The sequence below is a fragment of the Pseudomonas sp. LBUM1664 genome, assembly GCF_059695895.1.
Genome location: NZ_CP166791.1, coordinates 2,306,615 through 2,322,250, shown reverse-complemented (window position 1 = coordinate 2,322,250; position 15,636 = coordinate 2,306,615). Strand labels below are relative to the sequence as shown.

Genomic DNA, 15,636 nt, shown 5'->3' with positions numbered 1-15,636 from the left:
AATTGAACAGGCATCCACGACATCATTCTCTGTTCGAGAACGATCCGTGGGAACCCGTCAGGGCTTGGCCAAATGGAACTGCACCGCCGCCCATCGACCGCATGCCAAGCGTTTTTGAGTCAACAGATCTCCGTCAATGCCAAAGGATGCGGTGACTACTTGAAGATCGGTCGCGACGGGGGTTTGCGCCCGCCAGGTAGCCGCGGGCGGCTCATCAGCATCCGGGTGTAGCGCATTGCGTTCAGCTTCTGCCAGGCGCCATCATAGTTGGCGCTGTCGTATCTCCAGGCCCCGACCCAACTCTGTTTCTGCACACACGCCTTACAGATCGCGAACTGTTCCTGAGGTTCGATCCCCCCGATTCCTTTCAGCATATCCAGCACTTGGCCCATCGCGACGGCAAGCAACTCCACCTCCTTGGGTCTGATTTCTTCGTAACTGCTACTCGTGAAATCGTACTCGTCATCATTATCGGTAAAAAAAGCCGCAGCGCATTTTTGCAGATCGTTCACGAGTAGTTGCTTAAGCACCAGGCCGCTGCTGTCCAGTTCTCGAACCTTGTGCGCCACGATCATCTCGCCAAAGCCCACCATGGCCGACGTCAGCAAGTGACTAAGGCCGAACAGAGGCAGGAACGGCACGTCGTAGCCGTTGAGCGCATTGGAAATCAGCAATCCTTGTGGGAAGACGTGCGGCAAAGCGCTCTGATAACTCACGCTCGAGTCGGTACCCGCCAGATCTTTCACAAAAAAAACGTGGCATTTGAAATTGTCATTGCCAGAGAGAAATACCTCTAGCGACGTTCGCAGGAAAAGAAGGCGTCTGGTCGATCCGCCGAACGTGAATCGGTAAGCCAGCATCGGGCACTGCATGGTGATGCCCAGTTCCGTGGCGAGCTCTGCCGCTTCTATCTCTTCGGGGGTGGAGCTTTCGGGAAGCTTGCCGCGCAGGCAAGTGGCGATTGAGGAAGTCGGCGCCTGCGCGCCAGGCCCCTGCCAGTTGTCCACAAACACGAAGGTTTCAATCCGGCTGGCAGCCGCAAACAAGGGGTTGGCGATATCGTCACCGGAGCCGGGATAGAGCAACGTGCCTGTCCTTCCGGCGCTTGTACAGTAGCCTTCGACCTGTAGGTCGATGGTCTTGAGGATGTCCTTGCGGCCGAATGCCAGCCCCCAATCGCACATGGGTCTGTTCCTTTAGAAAGATTCCTGAAAGGCGAGCGGTGTCGTTTTGAGCATCAGCGTAGTTCAATGTGGCGACGCGTGAAGGCATGTTTTGTTTCAGTGCGCCCTGCCCGTGCGCCCATAACGTGGATCTCCCACCGACGATGCGTCGTACACCGACCTCTCCCAGTGCCTCCTTGGCAGCATAGACGCCTTACCAATGTGAAATTTTTGTTAACCAACTGACCCGCGCGCCTTTATTCAAATAGTCCGATCTGACACACTAATGATAATAATTCTTACAATCATTCGTATTTGATTTGTTTTGGTATCGCTTGGGGAATCAGATTGATGTTATTTCACACCACTCACCGCCGTTCGAACCTTTCACCTAACCTGCTGGCCCTCACCCTCTGCATAGCAGGCATCGCACCTGCCTCGGCAGACGACGCACCGTCCGAAACACCGGTAGAAAACGCTGCGCCCAGCACGCTGGAACTCGGCGCAACCGAAATCAGTGCCAGTCAGCTGGGCAGCACCACCGAAGGTTCTGGCTCCTACACCACTGGCCCCATGCAGACCGCAACCAAACTGCCGCTGACCATTCGTGAAACGCCTCAGGCAGTGACCGTCATCACTCGTCAGCGCATGGACGATCAGGCGATGACCAGCATTAACGATGTCGTGAAGGCTACGCCAGGGTTGTTCCTCAGCCAGTCGAGCGGTCCGGGGCGCCAGACTTACAGCTCCCGCGGCTTCGACATCGACAACATCATGTATGACGGGTTGCCCAGCACTTACCAGCCTTACTCGATAGCTGTGCAACCCAACCTGGCGATGTTCGACCGGGTCGAAATCATTCGTGGTGCAACCGGCCTGGTTACCGGGGCCGGCAACCCTTCGGCAGCAATCAACATGGTGCGCAAACGCCCCACGGCCGACCAACAAGTAACACTCACCGGCGCAGCCGGCAGCTGGGATAATTATCGCGGCGAGGTCGATGCCTCCAGTCCGCTTAACGAGAGTGGGACGCTGCGTGGACGTGTGGTGGGTTCGTACCAGGGGGCCAACAGCTTTCGCGATAAAGAAGAAAACGACCACGGTCTGTTCTACGCAATCGGTGAAGCCGACCTGAGCGAAAGCACCACGGCGACCTTGGGCTTTTCCCGCCAACAGGAGCAGACCAACTATTTCTGGGGTGGTTTGCCTATCGGAACCGACGGCCACCATTTGGATCTGCCTCGCTCCACCTACCCAGGCACAGATTGGGAAAACAGGAAGCTGCAAATCGACACCGCGTTCGGCGAAGTGGAGCACCGCTTCGATAACGATTGGAAACTGCATGTAGCGGGCTCGTTTTCAACGCTAGACGGCGAGTTCTCCGGCACTTACCTGTCGCGTTACGCCGGCCCGCTGGAGACCACGGCCTATCAATCGCATCACACCGATAAGCAGACCGCTTTCGACGCATTTACCAGCGGCCCGATCGAAGCTTTCGGCCGCACGCACGAAGTGGTCGTCGGGGCCAGCAACCGCACCTACGATGCGACCACCAAAGAGTACAGCCCGTACACCACAACGTGGCCGATCGGTGCGCCAAAGCCGGACTTCGTTCGGGACGGTAAAACCCGCAACGTCACCACCCAGGATGCCGTTTACCTCACCACCCGCCTGAGCCTGGCCGATCCGCTTACGCTGATCCTCGGTGGCCGCCTCGACTGGTATGACTACGATGACCGCACTGGCGACGGCGACTACAAAGTCACCCGTAATCTAACGCGTTATGCCGGCCTGATTTACAAGCTGGACGACCATCACTCCGTTTACGCCAGCTACACCGACATCTTCACCCCACAAACCTCGAAGCAGATCTCCGGCAAACTGATTGATCCGATCGTTGGCGAAAACTATGAAGCCGGCATCAAGGGTGAGTACTTCGACGGCGCTCTCAACGCCAGCCTGGCCGTGTTCCAGATTGACCAGAAAAACCGCGCCACCCTGGCACAAAGTCAGCTCGGCTGCCCCGTCATGACCTGCTACGAGGCGTCCGGCAAGGTTCGCAGCCAGGGCCTGGACATCGAACTGCAAGGCGCACTGACTGAGCACTGGCAAGTCGGCGCCGGCTATACCTACGCCCGCGCCCACTACATCAAGGACGAAAACCCAGACAACGAGAATCAGCGCTTCAAGACCGACACGCCTGAGCATCTGTTCAAAGTCTCGACGATGTATCGCCTCCAGGGTCCTCTGGAAAAACTCCGGGTCGGCGGTAACGTCTACTGGCAGAGTCGGATGTATAACGATGTGCCGCTCACCAATGGCAGCTATCGCATCGAACAGGGCAGCTACGCCGTCACCGACTTGATGGCCGGATACGAAGTCAATAAACACCTCGATCTGCAAGTAAACGCCAACAATATCTTCGACCGCGTCTACTACTCCTCGATCGGCTACAACACCACATGGGGCTCCACCGACAACTACGGCGATCCACGCAGCTACACGATGACCGCCAAGTACAGATTTTGAGTAGGTGAAACGCGGCGCCTGCAACACGCACAATGCCGTTGTTCAAGAAGTGATACCCGCTTCTTTATGGCGGCATTGGGCGCTGCGGGCTCTTGGCCCCTACGCTAAGCCAAAAGAGGTTGCCATCGTCGACCGCGAGCGCATCTTTCACCCAACAAACTCATGGCCTGAGTTCTGCGTCGCTCGCGAAAGACTCAGCAAAATAGTTCATGACGGCACGCACTATGGGTGAGCGCTTCATATCGCGGTGAATGACCAGCCATATGTCGCGTGAGAAGGATGATTTGCCGTGCTCCAGCTTGACGAGCGCTGGATCTGCATCACCCAGAAAGCAAGGCAAGCCGGAGACTCCAACGCCCGAACGGGCGGCAACCAAATGGCCGCTGATGTCGCTGAGTTCGCACGCAACAGAACGGTTATCTGCAATCCCAAGCAGCCACTGTTGCTGGGGCATATCGGCAAATTCTCTTTCGTATGCAATAAAAGCCCAATGCTCTGGTGTGGCGAGATCGGGATAGGTACGGCTCGCATATAGATCAAACAACATCGTTCCAACACGGCGTGCGACGTTGCTTGGTTCCCTTGGCCGTACATGACGCATGGCGATATCCGCTTCACCGCGACTTAGAGAGATGTGATGCGCCTGCGCGCTGATCGATAACTGAATTTCAGGATACTTCTGACGGAAATCCAACAAGCGCGGTGCGATGAAATGCGTTGCCAGTACAGGGGACGCACTTAGGGTAACGCGCCCACTCAACGACACCTGCTGGGACTTCACCTGCCGCGCGATATCGAAAGCCGCACTCTCCATGCGACGTGCCTGCTCGACAACTAGAACACCTGCGGCCGTCAGACGGCAGGATCGTGGCAGACGCTCGACTAAAGGCGTTTGCATTTCAGTTTCAAGCACCGCGACCCGTCGACCGACTGTAGCGTGGTCCACGCCCAACTCACGTGCCGCGCCGGACAGCGTTCCAGCCTTCGCCACCGCTAAAAGATAACGCATGTTCTCCCAATCGAACATCGGTGCAAATTCTCACATTAGCTTTGGCCATCTGCGGAATTTACACCATATACGTCCGGGTCATAGGCTTCTACCTGTGTATATGCGCACCAAAGAAAAGGGAGAGAATTATGAGTCTTGCCATAGCGATGACGCAGGTTGGGGGCCCGGATGTATTGCAACCGATTGACGTCAAGGTTGGCAGTCCTGGACCACGTGAGGTACTCGTTACTCAATCGGTGATTGGCGTCAATTTCGTCGACACCTACTTTCGCAGCGGCCTTTATCCGGTCGCGACGCTGCCAACCGTGCTCGGCTTCGAGGGTGCCGGCGTGGTCGTCGAGATAGGCAAGGATGTGAGCCATCTGCGGGTCGGCGACCGCGTTGCCTACGCAGGGGCACCGCTCGGAGCGTACGCTGAATCGCGCCTTCTCCCAGAGACCCGGCTCGTCAAGATACCTGGCACTCTCTCCTTCGAGACGGCTGGCAGCTCGATGCTCCGCGGACTCACCGCACATATGCTTTTAAACAAGGTCCATGCAACGAAGCGCGGCGACTGGATTCTCGTGCACGCGGCGGCAGGCGGGCTGGGACAGATAGTCGTTCGTTGGGCGAAACGGCTTGGCGCGAACGTTATTGCCACGGTCGGCTCGGCAGCAAAGGTGGAATTGGCGCGAGCGGCGGGAGCCGACTTTGTCTTGTTACATACGAATGCGAGCTGGGCCGAAGACACTGTTCGCCTATCAGATGGAAAAGGGGTCCATCTCGCAATCGACGGTATCGGCGGCGCTATGGTTTTCCATTCGTTGAGTGTCGTGCGCCCCTTTGGGGTTGTCGCAAGCTTGGGGCAGCCTGCGGGTCCAATTGCGCCTGTACGAGTCGAAGATTTGGGTTTTACCCGTTCGATCTCGCTGACACGACCCAGCTCGCTTTTGTATGCAAATGACCCTGAGCTATATAGGTCCGGGACCGCCGAGCTAATGGAGATGCTGGTGGATGGTATGGCCGCGCCTATCGGCGCGCGCTATCCATTCATAGAGGCTACACGGGCCCACGCCGACCTCGAATCAGGAAGGACGACGGGAAGCGTAATCCTCACTGTTTGACGGCAGCGTAGGCGCTTTGATTTGTCCTGTTCCGATCTGCCGACTGTGCCGTTGCGCGCCAGACTGTCTTGGAAGCCATGACCATGAAAATCAATCTGACGCTTGCTCCCAGCGCCTCGTCGGCAGGGCTTACCGTATCTGGTACAGCACAGCAGCCCCCGGCTTGGGTTCGAAAGCCGGCACGGTGCGCTGCTCGAGGGGGGTGCCCTTGGCGTCCCACACCAGGGTGTCCGGTGGGTACTCGTCCTTGCGGGTCATGACGTCGATCTGCTTGGCGATCACCTCCGAGCTTGCTTCCACTTCGGGGTTCCATTCGAACACGCCAACTCTGCCGTAGAACACGGCCGGCGCGTCAACATCAAGGCGCCGGTCGGGACACATGACCAGGCCGCGATCAAGCATGACCCGCAACGCGCCGACAGGCACCGCCTTCACGGTGGGCGTGGTGCGCTCGATGCTGTGGCCCGGGCAGACATTGGCCGAGCGGGTCACCATGTCCTCGACCACTTGACGATCGGATTGGGCCTGCGCCGAAAAGGCGGCGGCAGACAGGGCGAGCAGTGCGAGATTTGACTTCCAGAGCATGCGAAACCTCCTATGGACGAATACTTCAACGTTGGGACCGCTCACAGACAAGAACGATCCGTTGCCAAGGGCGCATGGATGCTACCACGACGATAAATGGCAGATTGCAACCGGGGCTTTACAGACCTCGACTTGCCAGCGGACCTCCAGGAACCCACCTTCCGCCGGGGATCAGTGCCCCCCGGTCCAGGAGCCGCCCAGGGCTGCTTGCAGCTGGACGCTGGTCACCAACTGCGTGGCCACCAGGCTAAGCAAGCTCTGGCGTTCACTGAGGCTGGTGGCTTGGGTGGTGGCGACATCGAGGTAGTCGATAACCCCGGCTTCATATTGGTCGCGGCTGACCGACGCCGACTCCTCGGCCGATTGCGCAGAATTACGCCGAGCTTCCAATTCCGGCTGCAAGGTACGCAGCTCCACCAGGTAATCCTCGACCTCACCCAATGCTGTCAATACCGTCTGACGATAGGTCGCGACCTTGGCGTCGTAGGCATAGCGGGCCTGCTCCACCTCGGCCTTGGTGGCGCCAAAGTCGAAGATCGTGCCCGTCAGGCTCGGACCAATGGACCAAAAGCGGTTGGGCAACGAGAACAGGTTGCTCATGCTCGAGCCCTCATAGCCGCCACTAGCGCTCAGGGTCAGATCCGGGTAGTACGCGGCCGTCGACACTCCGACGGCGGCGTTGGCGGCAGCCATGTCGCGTTCTGCCGCGGCGATGTCCGGGCGGCGCTCCAACAGGCGGCTGGGCACGCCCAGTGGCACGGTGGGCACGTGGTACTGCCAGGCCGGGTCCGCCGCCAGCGCGAAATCTGCCGGAGCCTTGCCGATCAGCAAAGCAATGGCATGCTCGTACTGAGCGCGCTGCCACTGTAGGTCGAGCATTGAAGCCTGGGCGCTCTGCAGCTGGGTCTTACCGGTGGCCAAATCAGCCCGCGAGGAGATCTGCTCGTCGTATTTGTTCTGGATGACTTGCAGGTAGCGTTCGTAACCGGCAATGGTCTCCCGATACAGGGCGATACGCTGATCGAGAATGCGCAACTGGAAATAATCCTGAGCCAGGGACGACTGTGCGCTCAGGGTGGCGTTGGCCAGGTCAGCGGCGCTGACCTGCGCGCTGGCGCGATTTTCCTCGACGGTGCGACGCAGCTTGCCCCAGATATCTGCTTCCCAACTCAGGCTAAGGGTCGCCGAGTAATCCTTGCTCACCCCGCTACTGGTAGTGCTGCTGGACGAAGAACCAGTGGCAGACTCGCTACGGGTATTCTCCACCGTGCCGCTCAGGCTCGGTAACTGGTCGGCTCGGGACTCACGCACCAGCGCCAGGGCCTTACGGTACTGGGCAGCGTAGAGCGCAACGTTCTGGTTATTGAGTTGCACCTGGGCCGCCAGCGTGTTCAGTTGCGGGTCCTGGTACAGCTCCCACCATGGCCCCTTGGGCAGCTCGTCCTGGGGGTTCGCCGCCTTCCAGCCTTCGGCTTCCTTGAAGGTGGTGGAGATCGGCGCAGTCGGTTTGTGGTAGTCGGGGCCGACCGTGCAACCGCCCAGCAGGCTGCTGGCCAGCAACACGGCAATACAGAGGCGCGAAGGCACTAGAGCGTTCATTCATTAACCCTTGTCAGTCAGCCGCGCACGTGAGTACGGCGTATACGCGTGTGCCAGAAACGCCGAGAAGCATGGCTCAGGCGGTCAAGATAGAGGTACACCACAGGCGTGGTGAACAGCGTCAGCAATTGGCTTACCACCAGGCCACCGGCAATGGCCACGCCCAGCGGCTTGCGCAAGTCGGCATCGCCGCCGCTGGCCAAGGCCAGGGGCAAGGCGCCGAAAAAGGCCGCAAGGGTGGTCATCATGATGGGACGGAAGCGCATGCGGCAGGCCTCAATGATGGCTTGCTCGGGCGTCAGCTTACGGTCGCGCTCGGCCATCAGGGCGAAGTCGATCATCATGATTGCGTTCTTCTTTACGATACCAATCAGCAACAGAATGCCGATCAGGGCGATCACCGTCAGCTGCATGTTCATCACATTGAGCAGCAACAGCGCCCCCACGCCCGCCGAGGGTAAGGTCGACAGAATGGTCAGCGGGTGGATGTAACTCTCGTACAGCACCCCCAGCACGATGTACACCGCCAGCAACGCCGCTGCGATCAACCACGGCATGCTCGCCGCCAGCGACGCGTAAGCCTGGGCGGTACCGGCGAAGCCGGACTGGATGTCCCGTGGCAGGCCGACTTTGTCGACGGCGCTGTTGATGGCCGCCGTGGCCTGTCCCAGCGACACCCCGTCCTGCAGGTTGAAGGCAATCGTGGTGGTGGCCGATTGACCTTGGTGGGCCACTTGCAGTGGCGCGTTGCCCGGGCTGAAGGTAGCGAGCGCGGCCAGGGGCACCTGCTGGTTATCGCTGTTGATCACGTACATGCGATCGAGCATGGTCGAGTCACTGGTGTACACCGGGTCCAGGCCCATGACGACATGGTATTGGTTGAGCGTCTTGTACAGAGTCGCCACTTGGCGCTGGCTATAGGCGTTGTTCAGCAGGTTGTCGATGTCGCTGACGCTCACCCCCAAACGGCTGGCGGCGGCGCGGTCGATGTGCAGTTTGAGTTCCTGGCCACCTGTCTGGGAGTCGGAGTCGATGCCAGTCAATTCCGGCAACGCACGCAGCGCAGCCTCGACCTTGGGCGCCCACAACCGCAACTGGTCCAAGTCGTCCGCCTGCAGGCTGAACTGGTAGCTGGCGTTGGCGCTGCGGCCACCCACGCGAAGGTCCTCAGCCGGCATCAGGAATACCTGGATGCCCGCCACCTTGTTGTTCGCCCTGGTCAGCCGGTTCGCCACCGCTGCCGCACTGCCGGTGCGCTGTTTGTAGTCCTTGAGGCGGATGAAGAATTCAGCGGTGTTACGCGAGCCGGCGCGGCCGCTGCCAGTGGACGACATCACCGCCTCCACGTCGGGGTCGGCGGCCAGGTCGTGGGCAATCTGCATCAGGTGCGGTTTGAGTGCCTGGAACGAGATGTTCTGGTCGGCGCGCACGGCGCCCATCAGCAGCCCTGTGTCCTGGGCCGGAAAGAAGCCTTTCTGCACAGTGGCATACAGGTAGACGTTGAAAGCGACAGTCAGCAACAGGCTGAACAGCGTCAGCAAACGGTGGCGCATGACCCAGGTTAGCGCTATCAAATACGCCGCCTGCAAGCGCGCCAGGCCGGCTTCGATCCACTGGTACAGGCGCGGTTCCCTGGCGTCGTGAACCGGCTGGCGCAACAGCATGACGCACAGCACCGGCGTCAGGCTCAGGGACACGAGCATCGACAAGCCCAGGGCGATGCTCAAGGTCACCGCAAATTCGCGGAACAGCCGGCCAACAATGTCCCCCATCAGCAAAATGGGGATGAACACGGCGATCAGCGACAAGGTCATGGACAGCACCGTGAAGCCGACCTCGCGGGTGCCCATCAGCGCCGCCCGCAGAGGACGCATACCCTGCTCCTGATAGCGAGCGATGTTCTCGAGCACGACGATGGCGTCGTCCACCACGAAACCGGTGCAGATGATCAGCGCCATCAGTGACAAGTTGTCGAGGCTGTAGCCCAGCAGGTACATGATCGAACAGGTGCCGATCAGCGAGACCGGCAGCACCACCGCCGGAATCAACGTGGCGCGCAGGTTGCGCAGGAACACGAAGACCACGGCAATCACCAGCAAAGTGGCGATCAACAGGGTTTCTTCAGTGTCATGCAGCGACGAGCGCACCGTAGGGCTACGGTCGATGACGCTGATCAACTGCACGTCGCCGGGGATCTCGCGTTGTAGCTCCGGGATCAGCGCTTTGATTCTGTCGATGGTCTCCAGCATGTTGGCGCCGGCCTGGCGGGTCACCCCCAGGGTCACCGAGGGCTGGCCGTTGTAGTAACCGCCCACGAAGGTGTCTTCCACCGAGTCGTAAACGTTGGCGACATCGCGCAGGCGCACGGCGGCGCCGTTTTTATAGGTAATGACCAGGGCCTGGTAGTCGCTGGCCTTGTCAATCTGGTCGTTGCCGTCGATCACCCAGCTCTGACCCTCGCCCTGCAGAATGCCCTTGGGCTTGGCCTTGGTGGCGTTGGCGATGGCTTCGCGCACGGTCTCAAGCGAGATACCGGCATGGTTCAGCAGGTTGGGCTGCACGTCAATGCGTACGGCGGGCAAGGCGCCGCCGCGCACCGACACTTCACCCACGCCATTCACTTGGGCGATTTTCTGCTGCAACTTGCTGTAGGCCAGGTCGTACAGCTCGCCCGGGCTGCGGGTCGGCGATACCAACGCCAGCATCAGCACCGGCGCCTCGGACGGGTTGGCCTTGCGGTACGTAGGCAGCGATGCCATGGCGCTGGGCAACAAGCTGCGTGAGGCGTTGATGGCCGCCTGCACGTCACGGGCGGCGCCATTGATATCGCGCGCCAGCTCAAATTGCAGGATCAGCGTGGTGGAGCCCTGGCTGCTGGTTGACGTCATCTCGGTGATGCCGGCGATCAGCCCCAGGTTGCGCTCAAGTGGCGTCGCGACCGTGGCCGCCATGGTCTCGGGGCTCGCCCCGGCCAGGGTGGCGCTGACCATGATGGTAGGAAAATCCACTTGGGGCAGCGGCGCCACCGGCAGCAGTGTATAGCCCAGAATGCCCGCCAGGGTGATGCTCAGGCTCAGCAGCAGGGTCGCTACCGGGCGACGGATGAACAGCCGTGAAAGGTTCATGCCTGCGCCCTGCCCCGGTTCATACGAGCCTTCGCGCGCTCGGACAGGCGATCAAACATCAGGTAGATCACCGGTGTGGTGAACAGCGTCAGTACCTGACTCAGCATCAGCCCGCCGACAATCACCAGGCCCAGTGGCCGGCGCAGTTCGGCACCGGCACCAGTGGCGAGCATCAGCGGCAAGGCGCCAAACAGCGCCGCCAGGGTGGTCATCAGGATCGGTCGCAACCGCAGCAACGCCGCCCGGTGGATGGCGTCCCGCGCATTGAGGCGCTGGTGCTGGCGACCTTCCAGGGCAAAGTCGATCATCATGATGGCGTTTTTCTTGACGATACCGATCAACAGAATCACCCCGATCAACGCGATCAGGCTGAACTCGGTGCCTGTCAGTAACAGCGCCAGTAAGGCACCGATGGCCGCTGACGGCAGCGTCGAGAGGATGGTCACCGGGTGGATGAAGCTCTCGTAGAGCATGCCCAGCACGATATACATGGTCACCACCGCCGCCAGAATCAACCATAGGGTGTTGCCGGTGGCGGTCTGGAAGGCATCGGCTGCGCCCTGATAACGCAGCGTGATGCTGCTGGGCGCGTCCAGTTCGGTCATGACTTGGCTAATGGCTTGCTGCGCCTGCTCCAAGGAATAGCCGTCAGCCAGGTTGAACGACAGGGTCACGGCCGGGAACTGGTCCAAGCGGCCGAGCGACAGCGAACCGGTGCGCTGGCCAACCTTGGCGATCTCGGTCAGGCGCACCATCTGCGCCGTTGTGCTAGTGCTGCTGGTCGAACTGGTCGAACTGGTGGTGCTCGACGACGTGCTGCTGCCGGTTGATGTTCCAGTACTGCTCGTCGTGGTGCTGCTGTTATTGCCGGTGGTGCTGCTAGTGGCCGCCGCCAGGTAGATGTTGTCGAAGGCTGCCAGCGATTGCTGGAACTTGCCCGGCACCTGCAGCACCACGCGGTACTGGTTGGACTGGGTGAAGATGGTGGAAATCAAGCGCTGGCCGAAGGCGTTGTACAACGCCGTATCGACGTCCGAGGCGCTGATGCCGTAACGCATGGCGGCGGCACGGTCCAGCTCGACGTAGGCCACCAGACCTTGGTCTTGCAGGTTGTCGATGACGTCACGCATTTCCGGGCGGTGTTGCAACTTATTCACCAGCTTGGGTATCAGCGCCGACAGGTTGGCACTTTCCGAGTCGTCCAGGGTGAACTGGTACTGGCTCGGGGTCAGCTGGTCGTCGACGGTGAGGTCCTGGGACGCCACCAGATTCAGCTGAATACCGGCCACGGCACTGGCGGATTTCTCCAGGCGGGTGATGACCTGGGTCGCGGTGTCGTCACGGTCTTCGAACGGCTTGAGCTCGATCTGCAGGCGGCCGTTGTTCAGGGCGTTGTTGGTGCCGTCGACACCGATGGTGGACGACACCGACTCCACGGCCGGGTCCTGCAGCACCACGTCGAGCAGCGCCTGCTGACGGCGGCCCATTTCGGCGAATGACACGTCTTGGGAGGCGCGAGTGAAACCCTGGATCAAGCCAGTGTCCTGGGTCGGGAAGAAGCCCTTTGGCACCATCAGATAGAGCAAGCCGGTCAGTGCCACGGTGCCGACCGCCACCAGCAGGGTCAAGCGTTGGTGATCCAGCACCCACACCAGGGCGCGGTCGTAAGCGTTCAGCACCTTCTGATACTGGCGATCGCCCCAGGCGGCGAAGCGCCCCTGCCCGCCTTCAGGCACGTGGCGCAAGAGGTGGGCGCAGAGCATCGGCGTCAGGGTCAGGGAAACGATCATCGACACCAGGATCGCCACCGCCAGGGTGATGGCGAACTCGCGAAACAACCGCCCGACAACGTCGCCCATGAACAGCAACGGAATGAGCACGGCGATCAACGAGAAGGTCAGCGAAATAATGGTGAAGCCGATTTCCTGGGAGCCCTTGAGGGCCGCCGCCATCGGTTCTTCGCCCTCCTCCAGGTGCCGGGAAATGTTCTCCACGACCACGATGGCGTCGTCGATGACGAAACCGGTGGCGATGGTCAGCGCCATCAGCGTCAGGTTGTTGATGCTGAAGCCGGCCAGGTAAATCACGGCGAAAGTACCCACCAGCGACAGCGGCACCGCCAGGCTGGGGATCAGGGTGGCGGTGAAGTTGCCGAGGAAGGCAAAGGTCACCAGCACCACCAGGCCGATGGACAGCAGCAACTCGATCTGCACGTCCTTGATCGAGGCGCGGATGGTCTGTGTACGGTCGCTGATCACGGTGAGCTTGACCGAGTCAGGCAACGCCGATTGCAGGGTCGGCAGCTTTTTCTTGATGCTGTCGACCACTTCGATAACGTTGGCGCCGGGCTGGCGTTGCACGGTGATGACGATTGCCGGTTGCCCGTTGGCCGTGGCAGCCAGGTACTGGTTCTGGGGGGCTTCGGTGGTGGTAGCGACGTCCTTGAGGCGCAGGGCCGCACCGTTTTCGTAGGCCAGCACCAGCTCGCCGTACTCCACCGCATCGCGCAATTGGTCGTTGGCGTCGATGGTGATGGAGTGCGAAGGGCCATCGAAACCGCCCTTGGAGCCGTTGACGTTGGCGGCGTTAACCTTGTTGTAGACGTCTTCCAGGGTCAAGCCGTGGGCCGCCAGGCTGGTGGGGTTGGCCTCGATTTTCACCGCTGGCTGCTGGCCGCCGGCCAGGCTGACCATACCCACGCCGGAAATTTGCGAGAGTTTGAGAGCCACGCGAGTGTTGATCAGGTCTTGCACCCTGGTCAGCGGCAGGCTGTCGGAAGTGGCGGCCAGGGTCAGCACGGCGGTATCGGCAGGGTTGACCTTTTTATAGGTCGGCGGGTTCGGCAGATCGCTGGGCAGCAGGCTGTCGGCGGCGTTAATGGCCGCCTGCACTTCTTGCTCGGCGACATCCAGGGAGAGGTCCAGGGAGAACTTGAGGGTAATCACCGAGGCCCCGGCCGAACTGGTCGAGTACATTTGCGACAGGCCCGACATCTGCCCCAACTGACGTTCCAGCGGTGCGGTGACGGCCGAGACCAGCACGTTGGAACTGGCACCCGGGTACAACGTACTGACCTGGATGGTCGGGTAGTCGACTTGCGGCAGCGCCGAGGTGGACAGCAAGCGGTAGGCGAAAATGCCCGCCAGCATCACTGCCAGCATCAGCAGCACGGTGGCGACCGGGCGCTGGATAAACAGCCGAGACGGGTTCATCGGGTCTTGTCGCCAATGACCGGCTTCGCGGTTTTAGCCGAGGCCGTATCGGTTCTGGCCGGTTTCTCGACCTCGACCTTGCTGCCTTCGCGCAAATGGTCAATGCCGCGGGTGACGACCTGTTCGCCTTGGACCACGCCCTCTCTGATCACCGTCTGGTCGCCCATGACCGGACCGACCTTGATGATACGGCGGGTGACCTTGCCGTCCTTGACCACGTACAGAAATTCACCCTCGCCGCCCAGTTGCACGGCGGCCGACGGCACCACCACGGCGTTGCGCAGGGTGTCGGTGGTCAGCTTCACGTTGACGAACTGGTTGGGGTAGAGCTTCTCGTCAGGGTTGTCGAACAACGCCTTGAGCTTGATGCTCCCGGTGCTGGTGTCAATTTCGTTGCTGATGAATTTCAGCGTGCCATTAGCCAGCGGCGTGTTACCCAACTGATCCAGAGCCTGCACGTTGAGCGCTTCACCTTTGCGTATCTTGGGCAGCAGGGTCGCCAACTGGGCCTGGGGCACGCTGAAGGTCACGGCGATGGGGTTGGTCTGGGTCACGGTGACGATGCCGGTCGTGCTGCTGGACGCCACAATGTTGCCCGGGTCCACCAGGCGCAGGCCGACGTAGCCATCAATGGGCGAAGCGATCTTGGCGTAGATCAGGTTGAGCTTGGCGGCATCGATCTGCGCCTGGTCGCTCTTCACCGCACCGGCGTACTCGCCGACAGTGGCGATCTGGGTGTCCAGGTCCTGCTTGGCGATAGAGTCTTTGGCGAACAGACGCTTGTAGCGCTCAGCGGTCAACTGCGCACTCTTGAGCAGCGCCTGGTTCTGCGCCAGGTCGCCCTGGTACTGATCTAAGGTGGCCTGGTAAGAGCGCGGGTCGATCTGCGCCAGTAACTGGCCCTTCTTTACGTATTGCCCTTCGGTGAAGTACACAGCCATGAGTTCGCCGTCGACGCGGCTGGTGACGGTGACCGAGTAGTTGGCAATGACCGTGCCCAGCGCCTGCTGGATCACTGGCACATCCGCGGTGCCAGCGGTGCCGACGGCAACACTGACCGCCGCATTGGGGTCCATCATCCCCGGCCCGCCGTGACGGCCCCCAGGTCCTCCTGGTCCTCCTGGTCCTCCTGGTCCTCCTGGTCCTCCTGGTCCTCCCGGGGCTGGCATGCCAGCGTCAGCCCCGGGCGCGGTGGACGGTGAGTGCTTGACGTAGACAACGGCAGCGCCAATGGCTGCGGCTATCAGGAGCGCGAGTAAGAGGCGCTTGTGTGAGCGGGCTGCCGGAGTTTGGGTCATTGGGAACTTCTGC

The 15,636-nt window shown here is 60.7% G+C and carries 9 protein-coding genes; 2 read left to right on the top strand and 7 right to left on the bottom strand.

What is annotated here, in order from left to right:
- Window positions 1-155 precede the first annotated feature (155 nt).
- On the bottom strand, window positions 156-1,184 hold the full coding sequence (locus tag ACA047_RS10955; protein WP_497359202.1) for a sortase family protein: 1,029 nt from the start codon (window positions 1,182-1,184) through the stop codon (window positions 156-158).
- Between the two features lie 330 nt (window positions 1,185-1,514).
- Between ACA047_RS10955 and ACA047_RS10950 the strand changes: the two genes are divergently transcribed.
- Window positions 1,515-3,692 (top strand): TonB-dependent siderophore receptor, encoded by a 2,178-nt coding sequence (locus ACA047_RS10950; protein ID WP_497359201.1) that lies wholly within the window; start codon window positions 1,515-1,517, stop codon window positions 3,690-3,692.
- A gap of 160 nt (window positions 3,693-3,852) precedes the next feature.
- Here the strand turns inward: ACA047_RS10950 and ACA047_RS10945 are convergent, their stop codons facing one another.
- Window positions 3,853-4,719 (bottom strand): LysR family transcriptional regulator, encoded by an 867-nt coding sequence (locus ACA047_RS10945; protein ID WP_497359200.1) that lies wholly within the window; start codon window positions 4,717-4,719, stop codon window positions 3,853-3,855.
- A 110-nt stretch (window positions 4,720-4,829) separates the two neighbouring features.
- Between ACA047_RS10945 and ACA047_RS10940 the strand changes: the two genes are divergently transcribed.
- Window positions 4,830-5,804: a quinone oxidoreductase family protein gene (locus tag ACA047_RS10940; protein ID WP_497359199.1), complete on the top strand. Its 975-nt coding sequence runs from the start codon at window positions 4,830-4,832 to the stop codon at window positions 5,802-5,804.
- A 129-nt stretch (window positions 5,805-5,933) separates the two neighbouring features.
- Here the strand turns inward: ACA047_RS10940 and ACA047_RS10935 are convergent, their stop codons facing one another.
- The 5 genes from ACA047_RS10935 to ACA047_RS10915 form a co-directional block, all read right to left on the bottom strand.
- A complete protein-coding gene (locus ACA047_RS10935; protein ID WP_497359198.1) occupies window positions 5,934-6,389 on the bottom strand; it encodes a hypothetical protein in 456 nt (151 codons plus the stop codon).
- Between the two features lie 171 nt (window positions 6,390-6,560).
- Window positions 6,561-7,988: an efflux transporter outer membrane subunit gene (locus ACA047_RS10930; RefSeq protein ID WP_497359197.1), complete on the bottom strand. Its 1,428-nt coding sequence runs from the start codon at window positions 7,986-7,988 to the stop codon at window positions 6,561-6,563.
- Between the two features lie 17 nt (window positions 7,989-8,005).
- On the bottom strand, window positions 8,006-11,113 hold the full coding sequence (locus ACA047_RS10925; RefSeq protein WP_497359195.1) for an efflux RND transporter permease subunit: 3,108 nt from the start codon (window positions 11,111-11,113) through the stop codon (window positions 8,006-8,008).
- Window positions 11,110-14,325, bottom strand: coding sequence for an efflux RND transporter permease subunit (locus tag ACA047_RS10920; protein ID WP_497359193.1), 3,216 nt, complete (start codon window positions 14,323-14,325; stop codon window positions 11,110-11,112). Before ACA047_RS10920 ends, ACA047_RS10925 begins: the two co-directional genes overlap by 4 nt.
- Window positions 14,322-15,623, bottom strand: coding sequence for an efflux RND transporter periplasmic adaptor subunit (locus ACA047_RS10915; protein WP_497359191.1), 1,302 nt, complete (start codon window positions 15,621-15,623; stop codon window positions 14,322-14,324). Before ACA047_RS10915 ends, ACA047_RS10920 begins: the two co-directional genes overlap by 4 nt.
- Window positions 15,624-15,636: the final 13 nt, after the last annotated feature.

What these genes read in the sequence shown, in the direction of transcription:
- ACA047_RS10955 (WP_497359202.1), bottom strand. Translation starts at nt 1,184, where the DNA reads ATGTGCGATTGGGGGCTGGCATTCGGCCGCAAGGACATCCTCAAGACC.
- ACA047_RS10950 (WP_497359201.1), top strand. Translation starts at nt 1,515, where the DNA reads ATGTTATTTCACACCACTCACCGCCGTTCGAACCTTTCACCTAACCTG.
- ACA047_RS10945 (WP_497359200.1), bottom strand. Translation starts at nt 4,719, where the DNA reads ATGTTCGATTGGGAGAACATGCGTTATCTTTTAGCGGTGGCGAAGGCT.
- ACA047_RS10940 (WP_497359199.1), top strand. Translation starts at nt 4,830, where the DNA reads ATGAGTCTTGCCATAGCGATGACGCAGGTTGGGGGCCCGGATGTATTG.
- ACA047_RS10935 (WP_497359198.1), bottom strand. Translation starts at nt 6,389, where the DNA reads ATGCTCTGGAAGTCAAATCTCGCACTGCTCGCCCTGTCTGCCGCCGCC.
- ACA047_RS10930 (WP_497359197.1), bottom strand. Translation starts at nt 7,988, where the DNA reads ATGAACGCTCTAGTGCCTTCGCGCCTCTGTATTGCCGTGTTGCTGGCC.
- ACA047_RS10925 (WP_497359195.1), bottom strand. Translation starts at nt 11,113, where the DNA reads ATGAACCTTTCACGGCTGTTCATCCGTCGCCCGGTAGCGACCCTGCTG.
- ACA047_RS10920 (WP_497359193.1), bottom strand. Translation starts at nt 14,325, where the DNA reads ATGAACCCGTCTCGGCTGTTTATCCAGCGCCCGGTCGCCACCGTGCTG.
- ACA047_RS10915 (WP_497359191.1), bottom strand. Translation starts at nt 15,623, where the DNA reads ATGACCCAAACTCCGGCAGCCCGCTCACACAAGCGCCTCTTACTCGCG.